Source organism: Streptomyces sp. NPDC057307 (genome assembly GCF_042667665.1).
Taxonomy (GTDB): domain Bacteria; phylum Actinomycetota; class Actinomycetes; order Streptomycetales; family Streptomycetaceae; genus Streptomyces.
In genome coordinates, this window is sequence record NZ_JBHUZM010000002.1 from 71,432 (window position 1) to 87,836 (window position 16,405).

Sequence of the window (16,405 nt, forward strand, 5' to 3'; positions counted from 1 at the left end):
GCCTGACGCCCGTCGACCAGCACCTGCCGACCGGCGCCCGGCGCCCGTCGACCGGCACCTGCCGACCGGCGCCCGTCGCGCGGCGACTGAGCAGTTCTGGACAAGTTTTCGTCCGGTCCGCCCCGTAGCGTGAAGAACATGTTCAACGCGATCACACACTCACAGATCTACGTCCTCGACCAGGACAAGGCACTCGACTTCTACGTCGGCACACTCGGTCTGGAGGTCGGCGCCGACATCGACATGGGCTTCATGCGCTGGCTGACCGTCAACGTCCCCGGCCACCCCGACCGTCAGATCCTGCTGGAGAGGCCGGGCCCTCCGGCGATGTCCGAGGAGACGGCGCAGCAGGTCCGCGAACTGGTGACCAAGGGCGCGACGGGCGGCTCGCTCATCTTCAGCACGGACGACTGCCGCAAGACGTACGAGACACTGCTGGCCCGCGGCGTCGAGTTCACCGAGGAGCCCACCGACCGCCCGTACGGTATCGACTGCGGCCTCCGCGACCCGTTCGGCAACAGCATCCGCTTCACCCAGCCGAAGCCGTAACAGGGTCGCGGGGCGCCCGGCCGCGGCGGCAGGATGGCCGTATGACTGGCAGCGACGCATCCACCGCACACCCGGCCGCCGGGGCTCCGGCGCACCTCGCACCCTTCACCGCCGACGACTACCGCGCCCGGATGGACCGGGCGGTGCGGGACGCCGTCGGCGCCGGGCTGGCCGGCGTTCTCGTGGCGCCCGGCCCCGACATGGTGTGGCTCACCGGCTATCAGCCGCCGGCCGACACCGAGCGGCTGACCCTGCTGGTGCTGACCCCGGACGCCGATCCCGTCCTGGTCGTGCCCAAGCTGGAGGCACCGGACGCGGAGAAGGCCGTCGGCGCGCCCGCGTTGACGCTGCGCGACTGGACGGACGGCGTCGACCCGTACGGCGTGACCTCGCCCGCGCTCGTGCCCACCGGCCGCTACGGCATCAGCGACAACACCTGGGCGCTGCACGTCATCGGTCTCCAGGAGGCCCTGCCCGGCACCTCCTACACGCCGTTGACGAACGCGCTCCCGATGCTGCGCGCGGTGAAGGACGCGCGTGAGGTCGAACGGCTCGCGGCGGCGGGCGCGGCGGCCGACGCCGCGTACGAGGAGATCAAGAAGGTGCCCTTCGCGGGCCGCCGGGAGACCGAGGTCGCCGCGGACCTCGCCGAACTGCTGCGCGCGTTCGGCCACTCCCAGGTCGACTTCACCGTCGTCGGCTCCGGCCCCAACGGCGCCAACCCCCACCACGAGGCCGGGACACGGGTCATCGAGGCGGGCGACATGGTTGTGCTCGACTTCGGCGGTCTGTGCCAGGGTTACGGCTCCGACACCTCCCGCACCGTGCATGTCGGCGAGCCCACCGAGGAGGAGCGGCGCGTCCACGAACTGGTGCACGCGGCGCAGCGGGCCGCCTGTGAGGCGGTGCGGCCCGGCATCGCCTGCCAGGACGTGGACCGGGTCGCCCGCGCGGTGATCGCCGACGCCGGGTACGGCGAGTACTTCATCCACCGGACCGGCCACGGCATCGGCGTCACCACTCACGAGCCGCCGTACATGGTCGAGGGCGAGGAGCTGCCGCTCGTACCTGGCATGTGCTTCTCGGTGGAGCCCGGCGTCTATCTGCCGGGCCGCTTCGGCGTACGGATCGAGGACATCGTGACGGTCACGGAGACCGGCGGCCGTCGCCTGAACGCGACGGAGCGGAGCCTGGCGGTGGTCGGCTGAGCGCGGACCCGGGATGGGGCGGCGGTGCTGCGGCCGGGAACGTCGGCCGGGTTGCGCGGCCGGTGGTCGCGGGTCGGCCCGCAGCGATGGCGCCGGTCGCGCACCACACACAACGTGACGCTACGATTACGGAATGTTCACGGCCTTCCGAGTTTCACGCCCGCTCCGGGCCCGCCTGCGAATGGCGGGCCCGGAGCGGGTGTTGTGGCTGGCCGTACTTCTGCTGGCGCTGCTCTACACGCATGGCGTCAACGGGCACAACGCCTCGGCGCACGCGTCTCCCCTGGCCGCGGTGACCGCGACGGCGTCGGCGGAATCGACGGAGTTCGGCGGCCGCGACGCCGCGCCCGCCCCTCACGACGGCGACGAGGCCGAGCACGGATCGGAGAGCTGCGCCTCCGGTCAGCCCCCGTACCGGGCCGAGCTGCCCGCTCGTGCCACGACACCCCTCGGCTTCGCGGAACTGACGCGGGTCCACGCTCCCGCGTCCGCGGTGCCGGCCGACGCCGTTCCCGTGTCCGCCACCTGGAGAGATCCGGCAATTCTGCGGGTGTAGAGCGCCCTTCCGAACTGGTCGCCCCCTTTCGCACGCGTCACGCACACGGTCGGTCCGGCTGTTCTCCGCCGTCCGTAGAAGAACTCGACCTGTGCGGCCTGACCGACCTGCGCGACCTGTTCGGCGAGTTTCCGCGTACTCCCGCGTATCCCTGCGTCCCCTCGCATCCCCTCATCTCTCTTCACATCTCCCCGCATCCGCGATTCCCGGTACACGCGAGCGCGACATCGCGCACTCACGCGAACGAAAGCGAACCCATGCGCCCTCAGACCCCCACTGCCCCCGCGCGCCCCTTCTCCCCCGCCCTCCCCCTCCGTACCGGACCGCTCCGGACCGCCACCCCCCGAGCCACCCACAGCCTCTCCGAACTGGTCGGCAACACCCCGATGCTGCGGATCGGCGAGCCCTTCGCGCCGGCGGGGCGCGGCTTCTGGGCGAAGCTGGAAGGCTTCAATCCCGGCGGCATCAAGGACCGGCCCGGTCTGTACATGGTCGAACGGGCCCGTGCGCGGGGCGAGTTGGCGGCCGGTGGCCGGATCATCGAGTCGACCAGCGGCACCCTGGGACTGGGGCTCGCCCTCGCCGGGATGGTCCATGGCCACCCGGTCACCCTCGTCACCGACCCGGGGCTCGAACCGTCGATGACCCGACTGCTCACGGCGTACGGCGCCGAGGTCGACACCGTCCCGGAGCCGCACGCGACGGGCGGCTGGCAGCAGGCGCGCCGAGACCGGGTGGCGCGACTGCTGGCGCGGCACCCCGGCTCCTGGTGCCCGGACCAGTACAACAACCCCGACAACACCGCCGCGTACACCCCGCTCGCCCTCGAACTCGCCTCCCAGCTCGGCCATATCGACACCCTGGTGTGCAGCGTGGGCACCGGTGGCCACTCCGCCGGGATCTCACGGGTGCTCCGCCAGCTCTACCCGGAGCTGCGCGTGGTCGGGGTGGACACCATCGGCTCGACGATCTTCGGACAGCCGGCCAGGACCCGGCTGATGCGCGGGCTGGGATCGAGCATCCACCCGCGCAATGTCGCGTACGAGAACTTCGACGAGGTGCACTGGGTCGCGCCGTCCGAGGCGGTGCGGACCTGCCGGGAACTCGCGACGTCGCACTACGCCACCGGCGGCTGGAGCGTCGGCGCCGTCGCCCTGGTGGCGGGCTGGCTGGCCCGCACCGCGTCCGCCGACTCCCGGATCGTCGCGGTCTTCCCGGACGGGCCCCAGCGCTATCTCGGCACGGTGTACGACGACGAGTACTGCGCCGCGTACGGGCTGCTGGACTCGGCCCCGGCGGCCGAACCGGAGGTGATCGGCCGGCTCGACGAGAAGGAGGTCACCCGCTGGACCCGGTGCGCCGAGGTCGTCGATCCGCTCACCCTGAGCGATGGCGATGGCGAAGGCGTCACCAACTCCCTTGAGGAGGACGCCCGGTGAAGGGAGTGATCACGCAGGTGCGCTCCTACGAGCGCGGTGTCCAGTTGCTGATGGTCAATCAGTTCACCATCAATCTGGGCTTCTACATGCTGATGCCGTATCTCGCCGCCCATCTCTCGGGCACCCTCGGGCTGGCGGGCTGGCTGGTCGGATTCGTGCTGGGTGTGCGGAACTTCAGCCAGCAGGGCATGTTCCTGGTCGGCGGGACGCTGGCCGACCGGTTCGGTTACAAGCCCCTCATCGTCGCCGGGTGCGTCCTGCGCACGGCCGGCTTCGCGACGCTCGGCCTGGTGGAGTCGCTGCCCGCGCTGCTCGTCGCCTCGGCTGCCACCGGCTTCGCCGGGGCGCTGTTCAACCCTGCCGTCCGGGCGTATCTCGCGGCCGACGCCGGAGAGCGCCGGGTGGAGGCGTTCGCGCTGTTCAACGTCTTCTACCAGGCGGGCATTCTGCTCGGTCCCCTGGTGGGCATGGTGCTGACGGGCGTCGACTTCAGGGTCACCTGCCTTGTCTCGGCCGGGATCTTCGCGTTGCTGAGCGTCGTCCAGATCCGGGCGCTCCCGCCCCGCCGGGCCGACGACACGGACGTACGGGACGGGGCGGGCCGGCGTACGAGCACGCTCGTCCAATGGCGCTCGGTGCTGGCCAACCGGCCGTTCCTGCTCTTCTCGGCCGCGATGATCGGCTCGTACGTACTGACCTTCCAGGTGTATCTGGCGCTGCCGCTGGCGGTACGTCAGGTGGGCGGCGACGGGGAGTTCGGCACCGTCGCCGTGGCGCTGCTCTTCGCGGTCTCCGGGCTCGCCACCATCCTGTTCCAGACGCGGGTGACCGCGTGGTGCCGGGCCCGTACCGAGCCGGGGCGTGCGCTCAGCGGGGGGCTGGCCGTCATGGGGCTGGCGTTCCTGCCGCTGCTCGCGGCCACCGCGATTCCCGTACCGGACGCGGGAGTTGCCCGGTGGGCGCTGGCGGCCGTACCGCCGGCGATCGCCGCGCTGCTGCTCGCGCTGGGGACGATGATCGCGTACCCCTTCGAGATGGACACCATCGTCCGGCTCTCCGGTGACCGGCTCGTCGCGACGCACTACGGGCTGTACAACACCATCTGCGGTATCGGCATCACGCTCGGGAATCTGCTCACCGGCGCGGCACTCGACGCGGCGCGGAAGGCCGGTGTCTCCGCGCTCCCGTGGTTCGCGCTGTTCGCGCTCGGCATGGCCGGTGCGGTGGCCCTCGGTGTGCTGCACCGCACCGGCCGGCTCGCGGCGCCGCCCGTACGCAAGGCGCGGCCCGCGACCGCGACCGCCTGACACCCCGCCGGGACCGGGCAACAGGGCCCGGTCCCGGCGGTTCGAAAGGTTCGGCGGTTCGGCGGTTCAGCGGTTCAGCGGTTCGGCCCGTCAGCAGTTGGGCACGCCCGGCAGCCACGCCTCCACCACGTCGATGAAGATGTTGGAGATATAGCCGCCGAAGGCCGGCAGATAGGACCAGCCGTCGTTGGTGATGCCGTCCACGGTGATCCGCTGGCCGTGGACCTGGCACTTGACGTTGACCGTCGTGGGTCCGGGCAGACGCGCCACCTCGGCCGACGCGGTCGTCGCCTGCTGACGGATCCGGACGTCCGTGCCCCAGGTGGGGAAGGATTTGCCCGTCTGGTCGCCGGTCCAGAGATAGGTGACGGTCACCCAGCCGTTGTCGTTCAGGCCGACGTTGTAGAAGGTGCCGTCGGCGAGATCGATCCCGGCGGGGTTGAGGACGGTACGGCCGGAGCCGTCCTTGCCGCCGTTGTATCCGTTCTCGTACGCCGCCTGCGCCTCGGGCTTGCCCTGGGGCAGGTCCTTGAACATCTCGCGGGTGGGGGACGGGTTCCAGTAGTCGTCCTTGGTGTTCCACGGGCCCACGTCCCACACCGGCGCGGTCTCGCAGCGGGCGGGACCGCAGACCTGGACGGAGTACTGGCCGCTGCCGTTGGGCGACAGGCCCCGTCGCGAGGGCAGCGCGACGAAGTGGTCGTTCGGCTGGATGATGTGGCCGTTGGCGGTCGTACCGCCGACGAGTCCCTCGCGGGTGGCGAAGACCCGTGCGCTGAAGGCGGTGGCGCCCGCCGAGGTCCGTGGCGCGGCGCCCTTCTCGGCCGTCAGCCGCAGGCCCCGGACGCGTGCCTCTCCCTCCGCGTCCCAGAGGGTGATCCGGGCCTGCACGGTGGTGACCGCCCGCGGCAGGACCGCCGGGCTCCCGTCCGCCGGAATCCACTCGGTCCAGCCGCCCCGCGCCGAGCGGCCGCGTACGTCGACAACCACCTCGGCGTCGGCGGAGGAGGGGGTGTCGGCGTCCAGTGCGGCGCTGACCCGGTTGACGGGGGCGTCGAGTTCTTCGGGGGCGAGCACCTGGGTGCCGTAGCCCCGCCCGGTCTCGGCCGACGCGGGGCGGAAGGTGGTGCTTCGGACGCTCAACGCGCCTTGTTTCCAGCGGACGTTGACGTCGTCGGAGGTGATGTGTGTCAGATCCGCCGACCACGAGGTCGGCGAGGACGCTACGCGCGTGGATTTCTGGCCGTCGGCCGCTCCGGCCGGTGGCGTGGCGACAGCCACGCCCGCGCAGGCCAGCAGAGCCAGCGCAGCGGTGATCCGACGTCGGTAGGCGGGTCTCGCTCGGTCCTTCATGCCGGTCTCCTCCTGTGGGGGATGGAACCCGGCACACGCTAGTGATGGTGTCATGTAACCGACAAGGGCCTGTCTCAGGCGCTACGGGTCGCGGCGGGGGCGTGATGGTGCAGTGCCGCGTGCGGGTCCGCGCCCTCGGGGGTGGCGGCGGGGTCGGCGTGGACGAGGGCGGCGGTCAGCTTCGGTACGGCGTGCAGCAGGGCGTGTTCGGCCTCGACCGCGACCTGGTGCGCCTGACGCACGGTCAGTTCGCCGTCCACCACGACCGCGACCTCGGCGCGCAGCCGGTGCCCGATCCAGCGCAGCCGCAGCTCCCCCACCGCCCGTACGCCGGGGACCTCCAGCAGCGCCAGTTCGGCGGAGTCCACGAGCGCGGGGTCGACGGAGTCCATGACGCGGCGGAACACCTCGCGGGCGGCGTCGCGCAGGACGAAGACGATCGCGGCGGTGATGAGCAGGCCGACGATCGGGTCGGCGAGCCGCCAGCCGATCGCGGCACCACCAGCGCCCAACAGGACGGCGAGCGAGGTGAATCCGTCGGTACGGGCGTGCAGCCCGTCGGCGACCAGGGCCGCCGAGCCGATCTCACGGCCGACGCGGATGCGGTAGCGAGCGACCCACTCGTTGCCGATGAACCCGACCACGGCCGCGGCGGCGACGGCCGGCAGATAGCTGATCCGCTGCGGGTCGAGCAGCCGGTCGACGGCGGTCCACGCGGCGAACACGGCCGAGGCGGCGATGGTCAGCACGATGACGAGGCCGGCGACGTCCTCCGCCCGCCCGTACCCGTAGGTGAATCTGCGCGTGGCCGCGCGCCGCCCCAGGACGAACGCGACGGCGAGCGGGAGCGCGGTGAGCGCGTCGGCGGCGTTGTGGACGGTGTCGCCCAGCAAAGCCACCGAGCCGGACAGGATCACGACCACCACCTGCGCGAGCGCCGTCACGCCGAGCACGGCCAGTGAGACCCACAGGGCGCGCATGCCCTTCGCCGACGATTCGAGGGCGTGGTCGGTCTTGTCGGCCGACTCGTGGGAGTGGGGTGTGAGGAGGTGGCCGAGGGTGTGCCGCCAGCGGGCGAGGCGCCCGCCGGGGCCCTCATGGCGCACGTGGCCGTGGGGGTGGCGGTCCTGGGCGGGGCCGTCATGGGCGTGGGAGTGTCCGTGCGGGTCGTTCATGGGGATGACCTTCCGACGCGCGGGCAGTGGGCCGGGCGGGGCGGGGAGGGGCCCGGGTGGACAGCGGCGTAACCCGTTCGCCATTATGTGCATATGAACGCACGCATGCAACTATCACCTGCGCATGATGCGCACCCACCCATTCCGGGCGAGGAGCAGTTCACCCTCGCCGCGGAGGTCTTCGCCGTACTCGCCGACCGCACACGGCTGGTCCTGCTGCACGCGCTGACGGGCGGCGAGGCGGACGTGACCACGCTGACGGAGGTGTGCGGCGCGGCCCGCCCCGCCGTGAGCCAGCACCTCGCCAAGCTCCGGCTGGCCGGCCTGGTGGTCACCCGCAAGGAGGGCCGCCGGGTCGTCTACAGCCTCCGCGACGGCCATCTGCGGCGCGTGATCGACGAGGCGCTGAACCTGGCCGACCACCAGCTCGACGGCCGCCCCTCGCACGACTGAGGACATCTTCCGTACAACCGTTCGTTCCCTGTGCGTGTCTTCCCTTCCACACCCGGTTCGCCACTCGGTCGGTGCGCGGGTCCTCGGAGGGGCACATGACAACTGCGTCAAAGGCACACACACCACTGCGGCTCACGGCGGGAGCGGTCGTCGCCGCGGCGGTCGGCTGGTCGCTGGTGGCGGCTCCCGTCGGCGCCGCCGCCGCCGAACAGGCGGAGCCCGGAGCCGAGTTGGTCTTCGAGCAGCCGGCCACGCCCATCGAGGGAGTGGAGCCCGGCGACTCGACCCAGGTGTCGTTCGCGGTGAAGAACAAGGGGGACGCGCCCGCCACGCGCGTGGTGCTCTACCTCGGCGGCTCGCAGGGGCTGGCCTACGCCAAGAAGTACTCCAACTGCGTGTACGAGGAGGCCCCCGCCCAGGACGAGGGCCCGGCGCAGGTGAACGCGGTGTGCGACATCGAGCAGATCCTGGAGCCCGGCGTCGTCTACGAGCCCGCCGAGCCCATCGGCCTGAACGTCCTGGACCGGGCCCTGTACGAGCGGCTCAACGTCAACATCCTCGCGGGCATCCCCACGTTCCCCGACGGCACGCAGCACGGCGGCGGCACCGACCCGGTGCTGAAGCTCGTCGCGCGGGCCGCGCCCGAGGCGCCGGGCACCGTCCACGGCGGCGAACTCGGCGTCGACATCACCGCCGAGAACACGGCGGACTTCGCACTGACCGGTTCGAAGGTGAAGGGCACGGCGGGGCAGACGGTGGACGCGAAGGTCACCTTCGCCAACAAGGGCCCGGCCTGGGCGAAGAACGACGTCTACGGGCCGATCGGTGTCTTCGACGTCGGGATCCCGGAGGGGACCAAGGTCACCAAGGTCCCGGAGTTCTGCGAGCCGGCCGAGGCGGCGGCGACGTACCGCTGCACGACGCCGTACAACTACGCCGACGAGGACAGCGAGCGCGCGTACGTCTTCGGGCTGCGGATCCACAAGGTCGTGGCGAACGCCACGGGCGAGGTGGCGTTCGTCAAGGGCGACAACCGGTGGGGAACGCTGCCGTTCGACAGGAACCGCACCAACAACACGGCCGAGATCGTTGTCAACGAGACCTCGGGCGGTGCGACTTCGGGCGGGACGGCCGGCGGCACGAGTGGGGGCACGACCGGCGGGGCGACCGGCGGAGCCACTGGCGGTACGGGATCCACGGGTGGCACCGACACCCAGTTGGACGAGCTGGCCGAGACCGGCACCGGAGGCGGCACGCTCCTCGCCGGAGGGGCCGCTCTCGCCCTGCTGGCGGCCGGAGGCGCCGCCCTCGCGGTGCGCCGCCGCACGTCCTGATCGCTGAGGTGAGGTGAGGTGCCGGTCCCCGCTCGGGGGCCGGCACCGCTCGGGGGCTCCGGCTCGGGGGCCGGTCCGGCTCGGGTGGCTCCGTCTCTGGGGCTCCGTCTCTGGGGCCGGCCCTACGCGTCGTCCAGCGAGATCGCGTTCTTCGCCCGGTCCACGGACTCCTCGGAAGCCGGTCCACCGGGGTTCTCCAGTGCGATGGCCTGATTCATCTCGACGAAGGGCCGCATCCGCTCCTCGTACCGGGCGAAGGCCGCGCCGTGCCGGCCCGCGCGCCCCTGCGGCCCCTCCGCCGCCCGGCCCAGTTCGTACGCCAGGACGTACGCGCCCACGAGGGCCAGGCTCGTCCCCTGCCCCGACAGCGGCGACGCGCAGTAGCCCGCGTCGCCGAGCAGCGCGACGCGGCCCCTGGACCAACTGCCCATACGGACATGGGCCATTGAGTCGAAGTAGAAGTCGGGCGCCTCGGCCATCGCCTTGAGCAGTCGCGGGGTCTCCCAGCGGAGTGCGGCGAACGCGTCGGCGGTGAGCCGGCGTTGCTGCTCGATGTCGCGGTGGTCGTGGCCCAGTGGGGCGGACTCGAAGCCGAGCATCACCCTGATCTCGGTGTTCGCGCGCACCGGGTAGATGCCGTAGCCCGCCGTGCCGTCCCGGAGCCAGACCTGCCAGTCCGTCAGCTCCAGGAAGTTCTCCATGCCGAAGACCGCCAGATAGGTGCCGAGGTGATGGAGGAACCGCGACTCCTCGCCGAAGACCAGCTCCCGCACCCGGGAGTGCAGCCCGTCGGCGCCGATCACGAGGTCGAAGACGCGCGGGGCGCCACGCTCGAAGGTGACGTGGACGCCGTTCGTCCGCTCGGTGAGGACGGTGACGGAGTCGCCGTGGACCAACTCGACGCCGGCGCGGACGCGCCCGTACAGGATGTCGGTGAGGTCCTCGCGCAGCAGCTCGATGTCGTCGTTGTCGAGTCGGCCGCCGCTGAAGGTCTCCTCGGTGGAGCGGTGGATCTCGTTGCCGTCGGGGTCGAGCAGCGACATGCCGCGCATGCGGGTGCGGACGTTACGTATCGCCGAGCCGATGCCGGTCCGGTCCGCGACGTCGAGCGCGACGCCCCGGACATCGACGGCCTGGCCGCCCGGCCGCGGGGCGGCGGCCTTCTCGACGACGGTCGGCTCGAAGCCGTAGTGGTGCAGCCAGTGGGCGAGGGTGAGGCCGGCGACGCCGGCGCCGGAGATGAGCACAGTCTTCATTTCGGACTCCTCGGTACGGTGTACGCCGCTGAATGTACGGCGTACGCGCAGGGCTGCCAACCGTCCGATTCTCCGCTCTGTACTAGGGTAGTGACGCCCTGACAGGGGAGCTGGGCCAGAGGTCGGCCGGTAGCCTCTGCTCTAGTACAGGACGACCGGGAGCGAGAGGCGACCGTGAAAAAAGATCCGCCGCGGCCGCCCCGCCCCCCGTATCTGCGCATCGTCGCCGAGATCCGGCGCCGTATCGCGGACGGTGAGCTGTCCCCCGGCGACCCGGTGCCGTCGACGCGGCAGATCGCACGGGAGTGGGGCGTCGCGCTCGCGACGGCGACGAAAGCGCTGACGACTCTGCGACTGCAGGGGGTGGTGCTGGCCAAGCCGCGTGTCGGCACGGTGGTGGCGCCGGCGGCAGCCGACTCCACTTCCGTCATGTCCACCACGTCCGCCCCACCCGTGACGTCCGCCGCGTCGGGGCTCACCGAACGCGCCGAACACGGCGAACACGGCGAACTGACCCGCGACCGCGTCGTCCGCGCCGCCGTCGAGATCGCCGACGCCGAGGGACTCGCCGCACTGTCCATGCGCGGCGTCGCCGCACGGCTCGGTGTCGCGACCATGTCGCCGTACCGCCACGTGACCGGCAAGGACGACCTCGTCCTGCTGATGGCCGACGCCGTGTACGGGGAGGAGTCCTACCCCGGCGGCCTCCCCGCCCACTGGCGGCCGCGGATCGAACTCGGCGCCCGCACCCAGTGGGCGCTGTACCGCAGGCACCCCTGGCTGGCGCACATCACGTCCCTCACCCGACCGGTGCCGCTGCCCAATCTGATGGTCCACGCCGAGTGGATCCTCAGCGCCCTCGACGGCCACGGTCTCGCCCCGAGGACCGTCCTGGACCTGCATGTGCTGATCTACAGCTATGTGCAGGGCATCGCCGTCAATCTGGAGCGCGAGGCGCAGGCCCAGTCCGCGACGGGGCTGTCCGAGGAGGAGTGGCTGAACAGCCAGGGGCCCGCGCTCGACGCGGTCGCCGCCTCGGGCGACCATCCGACCTTCGCCAGGATCACCGCCGCCGCCGGGCGGGAGGGCGGATACGACCTCCGTCTGGACGAACTGTTCGAATTCGGTCTGGGGCCGCTGCTCGACGGTCTCACCGTCGTCATCGAGGGCTGATCACTCCCTGCGGAGGGGAGGCGGATCACGGCGGCGCGCCATACGCTCGTCCCCATGAGCATCGACCGGCGCGTGCTGCTTCGTGGCATGGGCTGGGCCGCCGCAGCGGGTGCGGGCCTCACCCTGGCCGCCGACGCCGCCGGTAAAGCCGGCGAGGACGGGCCCACCCCTCGCTCGCGACCGCAGGCACGCCCGGAGCGCCCGCTCCGCTGGGCCAGTGCGCCGCCCGCCGTCGAGCCCCGGACGTTCTGGCAGGAGAAGCCCCCGCCCCGGCGGAAGCCGGAGCGCACGGCGAACGCCGTGAAGGCCGTCTTCATCCACCACACCAGCAGCCCCAACGACTACACGCGCCCCGAGGTACCCGGTCTCATCCGTACCTTCGCCGTCGACCACGTCGACAACCGGCAGTGGGACGACATCGGCTACAACTTCCTCGTGGACCGGGGCGGCGTCATCTACGAGGGCCGCGCGGGCGGCATCAACAACCCGGTCGTCGGCGCGCACACCCTCGGCTTCAACATCGGCACGGTCGGCATCGCCGCGATAGGCGACTTCAGCGACGGCGCGCCGGTGCCCGAGCCCATGGTCGACGCGCTGGCGCGGCTGATCGCGTGGAAGCTCGGCCTGTACGGGGTGGATCCGCGCGGCACGACGACGCTGGTGTCCACCAACGACGGCAGCCGCTACGAGAAGGGCACCCGGCAGATCTTCCGTACGGTGTCGGGGCACCGCGACGGCTATTCGACGCACTGTCCGGGCGGCGCGCTGTACGGACAGCTCCCCGGGATACGTGAACGGGCCGCGCGCCTCCAGGGCCGCCCGGAGGACTGATCCCCGTTCGGCGGTGACGCTCAGAGCGCGCGGTGCATGATGTGCAGTCCGACATAGCCGCGCACCGGGTGGCGGAAGCCCTCGGGGAGTGTGCCGAGCACCGTGAAGCCGAGTGCTTCGTACAGCTTCACCGCGTGCGTGTTGGTCTCCACGACGGCGTTGAACTGCATCGCGCGAAAGCCCGCCGTCCGCGCCCACTCCAGGCTGTACTCGCACAGCGCCCGGCCCACACCCCGGCCCGCGTGGGCCGGGTCGACCATGTAGCTGGCGCTCGCGATGTGCGCGCCGTTGCCCATGTGGTTGTTGTTCATCTTGGCGGTGCCGAGGACCGTGCCCGTGTCGTCGACGGCGACGACCGTACGGTTCGGCGGGGCCAGCAGCCACCAGCCGCGCGCGTCGTCCTCGGCGAGGTCGGTCGGATAGGTGAACGTGTCCCCGGCGGCGACGATCCGGTGGAAGAAGGGCCAGATGGCGGCCCAGTCCTCGCCGGTGGCTTCCCTGATCAGCATGGGGCCAGCATGCCGGGGCGGCGGCCGGGACCGCCAACGCTTTCCGTCCGTGCCCCGTCCGTGCGCCGTCCGCGCGGGCGTCCGTGCCCCGTCCGCGCCCGTTCCCACCCCCGTACCCGTCGTGTGTCGCCGATGACGGCGGGTACACGCGAGGGCATGGTTGAGAAGACGAGTGTCCTTGTCCTGGACTGTGCCGAACCGATGGAACTGGCCGAGTTCTACGCCGCGTTGCTCGACGCGGAGATCCGCCCGTGGGGCGACCCCGACTATCTGGAGATCGTCGGCAACAACGGCGTCCATCTGGCGATCCACCGCGACCACGGCTACGCCCCGCCGAGCTGGCCCCGGCCCGACGACTCCCAGCAGGCCCATCTGCGGATCCTCGTGAACCGGGGTGACATGGACGAGGCCGAGCGTGACGCGGTCGGGCTGGGTGCCAGGCCGGTGGAGGCCAAGAACAACAGCGGACCGCGCGATGTGCGCACGTACTCCGATCCGGCCGGTCACTCCTTCACGCTCGCCGTGGCGCCCGAACCGGCCCGGCAGCCCGACCCCGTCGCCGGCTCCGCCGTCGCTGGCCCCGCCGTCGGTGACGTATAACGGGACCGTCCTGTTCAGTCGCGGCGCGACGGTCGCGTCGCGCGTCGAAGGTGGTTGTCGGATGAGGCTCACGGTCCTCGGCGGCGGGGGCTTCCGGCTCCCCCTGGTGTACGGCGCGCTCCTCGGCGACCACGCCGAGGGCCGGGTCACCGATGTCGTCCTCCACGACGTGAATTCCGCCCGGCTGACCGCCGTCGCCCGGGTGCTCGCCGACCAGGCGGCGGGCGTGCCCGACGCGCCGCGGGTCACCGTCACCACCGATCTGGACGAGGCGGTCCGGGGCGCCGACTTCGTCTTCTCGGCGATCCGGGTCGGCGGTCTCGAAGGCCGCGCGGCTGACGAGCGCGTGGCGCTCGCCGAGGGGGTGCTCGGTCAGGAGACCGTCGGGGCCGGCGGTATCGCGTACGGGCTGCGCACCGTGCCCGTCGCCGTCGACATCGCGCGCCGGGTCGCCCGCCTCGCCCCCGACGCCTGGGTCATCAACTTCACCAACCCCGCAGGTCTGGTCACCGAGGCGATGGCGCGCCATCTCGGCGAGCGGGTCATCGGTATCTGCGACTCACCCGTGGGGCTCGGCCGCCGCGTCGCGCGCGTCCTGGGCGGCGATCCCGGCACCGCCTTCATCGACTACGTCGGCCTCAACCATCTCGGCTGGCTGCGCGGTCTGCGCATCGACGGCCGCGACGAACTCCCCCGGCTGCTCGCCGATCCCGGACTGCTGGGCTCGATCGAGGAGGGCAGGCTGTTCGGCGCGGACTGGCTCCGGTCCCTCGGCTCGATCCCCAACGAGTATCTGCACTACTACTACTTCAACCGCGAGACCGTGCGCGCCTACCGCGAGGCCGAGCGCACGCGTGGCGCGTTCCTGCGGGACCAACAGGCCCGTTTCTACGCGGAGATGGAGCGGCCCGACGCCCCCGCGCTGGCGACCTGGGACCGTACCCGCGCCGAACGCGAGGCCACGTACATGGCGCACAACCGCGAGGCGGCCGGCGCGGGTGAACGCGCCGTCGAGGACCTGGAGTCGGGCGGGTACGAGAAGGTCGCCCTCGCCCTGATGCGGGCCATCGCGCACGACAGCCGGGCGACGCTCATCCTCAACGTCCGCAACGGCACGACGCTTTCGGTGCTGGACTCCGACGCCGTCATCGAGGTCCCGTGCCTCGTGGACGCGAACGGCGCCCATCCGGTGGCGGTGGCGCCGCTGCCGTACCACGCCACCGGTCTGGTCTGCGCGGTGAAGGCGGTCGAGCGTGAGGTGCTGGCGGCGGCGGAGAGCGGTTCGCGTACGACGGCGGTGAAGGCGTTCGCGCTGCATCCGCTGGTGGACTCGGTGACCGTGGCGCGGCGGCTGGTGGAGGGCTATGTCGACGTCCATCCGGGTCTCGGATATCTCAAGTAGCCCTCCACCGGGCGTTACGGGCCGGCGACGACGGTGTCCGGTGTACGCGGTGTGAAGTGGACCGGCAGTGATTTCAGGGAGCGGACGAACGGGCCCGGCCGCCAGGTGAGTTGGTCGCGGGGTGTGACCAGTTCCAGGTCGGGCAGCCACTGGGTGATCCGCTCGATGGCCTCGGTCGCGATGAGCAGCGCGTGCTGTTTGACGGGGCACTTGTGCGCGCCCGCGCCCCAGGACAGATGGGACGCGTCGTGCGGGTGGTGCGGTGTGTCGGCGGCGTCCTGTTCGGAGAAGTAGCCGACCGCCCCGTACGAGACGATGACGGGCACCGCCCGGCGCACCCAGACGCCGTGGAAGCTCAGCGGCTCGCGGGCGTAGAGGATGCCGTAGTTCGCCAGCGGTGTCTCGTGGCGCAGGACTTCGAGGACCGCGTCCATCACGGGGCGGGAGCCGCTGGTGAGGGTGGAGTAGTAGGAGGGGTTGCCGAGCATCCGGGACAGGGCGTTGGCGACGAGGTTCGCGGTGGGTTCGTGGCCCGCGCCCATGGTGAGGAAGACCTGCCAGACGACTTCCTCGTACGTGAGGTCCGCCGGGTGGTCGATCAGCCAGCTGGTCAGGTCGTCACCGCGTTCGAGGGTCTTGGCGGTGACGAGTTCCGTGACGTACTCGCCGTACTCCACGTCCCCGGCGGCGGCTTCGTCGCCGCCTTCCATCAGCCGGCCGAGCGAGTTGTTGAGGCGGGCGCTCTCGCTGTCGGGCAGGCCGAAGAGGTTGTTGAAGATCAGCGTCATCAGGGGGCGGGCGAAGTCGTCCACGAGGTCGGCGCTGCCCGCCGGCCCGAACCGGCCGACCAGCAGGTCCACGGCGCGGTGCACGCGCTCCCGCAGGTCGTGCGGCTCGACGAGGTCGAAGCCGTCGACCAGCGCCGTCCGGTAGCGCCGGTGCACGGCCCCGTCGGTGAAGAGGGGATTGGGGCGCCACCTCAGCATGCCGAAGATCGGCGAGTCGGGGGCCGCGGTGGCCTCCCACTCCCGGGAGTCGCGCGACCAGGTGTCGGGGTCGTGCAGGATGTCGAGCGCGGCCCGGCGGTCGGTGACGATGTACGCGGGCTCGCCGGGGGCCAGTTCGGCCCAGCCGACGGGCCCCTGTGCCCGGAGCGCCTCGTAGCGGCCGCGCGGGTCGGCGGCGAACCCCTCGTCCCAGAGCCGGACCGGCGCCGAGAGGGAGAACGCCTTCGCGGGCGCGGGGTAGGAAGTCACCAGG

Annotated in this window: 16 protein-coding genes; 11 read left to right on the forward strand and 5 right to left on the reverse strand. The window is 71.8% G+C overall.

Annotation, left to right across the window (positions count from 1 at the left end):
• Positions 1-138: 138 nt before the first annotated feature.
• From ACFUN8_RS01280 to ACFUN8_RS01300, 5 genes are all read left to right on the forward strand, one after another.
• Positions 139-549, forward strand: coding sequence for a VOC family protein (locus tag ACFUN8_RS01280; protein WP_383629885.1), 411 nt, complete (start codon positions 139-141; stop codon positions 547-549).
• A gap of 41 nt (positions 550-590) precedes the next feature.
• Positions 591-1,757 (forward strand): aminopeptidase P family protein, encoded by a 1,167-nt coding sequence (locus tag ACFUN8_RS01285; RefSeq protein WP_383629887.1) that lies wholly within the window; start codon positions 591-593, stop codon positions 1,755-1,757.
• 133 nt (positions 1,758-1,890) lie between these two features.
• Entirely contained in the window at positions 1,891-2,313 is a 423-nt protein-coding gene (locus ACFUN8_RS01290) for a hypothetical protein (RefSeq protein WP_383629889.1), read from the forward strand.
• Positions 2,314-2,570: 257 nt separating this feature from the next.
• On the forward strand, positions 2,571-3,752 hold the full coding sequence (locus ACFUN8_RS01295) for a PLP-dependent cysteine synthase family protein (RefSeq protein WP_383629891.1): 1,182 nt from the start codon (positions 2,571-2,573) through the stop codon (positions 3,750-3,752).
• Positions 3,749-5,059: an MDR family MFS transporter gene (locus tag ACFUN8_RS01300; RefSeq protein WP_383629893.1), complete on the forward strand. Its 1,311-nt coding sequence runs from the start codon at positions 3,749-3,751 to the stop codon at positions 5,057-5,059. Before ACFUN8_RS01295 ends, ACFUN8_RS01300 begins: the two co-directional genes overlap by 4 nt.
• A 90-nt stretch (positions 5,060-5,149) precedes the next feature.
• On the opposite strand, the gene ACFUN8_RS01305 is transcribed toward ACFUN8_RS01300, so the two are convergent.
• Both ACFUN8_RS01305 and ACFUN8_RS01310 read right to left on the reverse strand, forming a co-directional pair.
• The gene (locus ACFUN8_RS01305; RefSeq protein ID WP_383629895.1) at positions 5,150-6,412 is read right to left on the reverse strand and encodes a hypothetical protein; all 1,263 of its coding nucleotides are present in this window, start codon (positions 6,410-6,412) and stop codon (positions 5,150-5,152) included.
• 74 nt (positions 6,413-6,486) lie between these two features.
• Complete coding sequence (locus ACFUN8_RS01310; RefSeq protein ID WP_383629897.1) at positions 6,487-7,587, reverse strand: cation diffusion facilitator family transporter; 1,101 nt, start codon at positions 7,585-7,587, stop codon at positions 6,487-6,489.
• Positions 7,588-7,680: 93 nt separating this feature from the next.
• Here ACFUN8_RS01310 and ACFUN8_RS01315 point away from each other — a divergent pair, with 93 nt between their 5' ends.
• Positions 7,681-8,040, forward strand: a complete 360-nt coding sequence (locus ACFUN8_RS01315; protein WP_383629899.1) for an ArsR/SmtB family transcription factor — start codon at positions 7,681-7,683, stop codon at positions 8,038-8,040.
• 95 nt (positions 8,041-8,135) lie between these two features.
• On the forward strand, positions 8,136-9,374 hold the full coding sequence (locus ACFUN8_RS01320; protein ID WP_383629901.1) for a peptidase: 1,239 nt from the start codon (positions 8,136-8,138) through the stop codon (positions 9,372-9,374).
• 122 nt (positions 9,375-9,496) lie between these two features.
• On the opposite strand, the gene ACFUN8_RS01325 is transcribed toward ACFUN8_RS01320, so the two are convergent.
• Positions 9,497-10,630, reverse strand: coding sequence for an FAD-dependent monooxygenase (locus tag ACFUN8_RS01325; RefSeq protein ID WP_383629903.1), 1,134 nt, complete (start codon positions 10,628-10,630; stop codon positions 9,497-9,499).
• A 174-nt stretch (positions 10,631-10,804) separates the two neighbouring features.
• Between ACFUN8_RS01325 and ACFUN8_RS01330 the strand changes: the two genes are divergently transcribed.
• On the forward strand, positions 10,805-11,803 hold the full coding sequence (locus tag ACFUN8_RS01330; RefSeq protein ID WP_383629905.1) for a TetR/AcrR family transcriptional regulator C-terminal domain-containing protein: 999 nt from the start codon (positions 10,805-10,807) through the stop codon (positions 11,801-11,803).
• A 54-nt stretch (positions 11,804-11,857) separates the two neighbouring features.
• On the forward strand, positions 11,858-12,634 hold the full coding sequence (locus ACFUN8_RS01335) for a peptidoglycan recognition protein (protein ID WP_383629907.1): 777 nt from the start codon (positions 11,858-11,860) through the stop codon (positions 12,632-12,634).
• Between the two features lie 20 nt (positions 12,635-12,654).
• Here ACFUN8_RS01335 and ACFUN8_RS01340 read toward each other — a convergent pair whose 3' ends face one another.
• On the reverse strand, positions 12,655-13,143 hold the full coding sequence (locus tag ACFUN8_RS01340; protein ID WP_383629909.1) for a GNAT family N-acetyltransferase: 489 nt from the start codon (positions 13,141-13,143) through the stop codon (positions 12,655-12,657).
• A 156-nt stretch (positions 13,144-13,299) separates the two neighbouring features.
• On the opposite strand from ACFUN8_RS01340, the gene ACFUN8_RS01345 reads away from it, so the two are divergent.
• Together ACFUN8_RS01345 and ACFUN8_RS01350 are read left to right on the forward strand one after the other, a co-directional pair.
• Positions 13,300-13,743, forward strand: coding sequence for a VOC family protein (locus tag ACFUN8_RS01345; protein WP_383629911.1), 444 nt, complete (start codon positions 13,300-13,302; stop codon positions 13,741-13,743).
• Between the two features lie 61 nt (positions 13,744-13,804).
• On the forward strand, positions 13,805-15,145 hold the full coding sequence (locus tag ACFUN8_RS01350) for a 6-phospho-beta-glucosidase (protein WP_383629913.1): 1,341 nt from the start codon (positions 13,805-13,807) through the stop codon (positions 15,143-15,145).
• Positions 15,146-15,159: 14 nt separating this feature from the next.
• Here the strand turns inward: ACFUN8_RS01350 and ACFUN8_RS01355 are convergent, their stop codons facing one another.
• Positions 15,160-16,401, reverse strand: coding sequence for a cytochrome P450 (locus ACFUN8_RS01355; RefSeq protein ID WP_383629915.1), 1,242 nt, complete (start codon positions 16,399-16,401; stop codon positions 15,160-15,162).
• Positions 16,402-16,405: the final 4 nt, after the last annotated feature.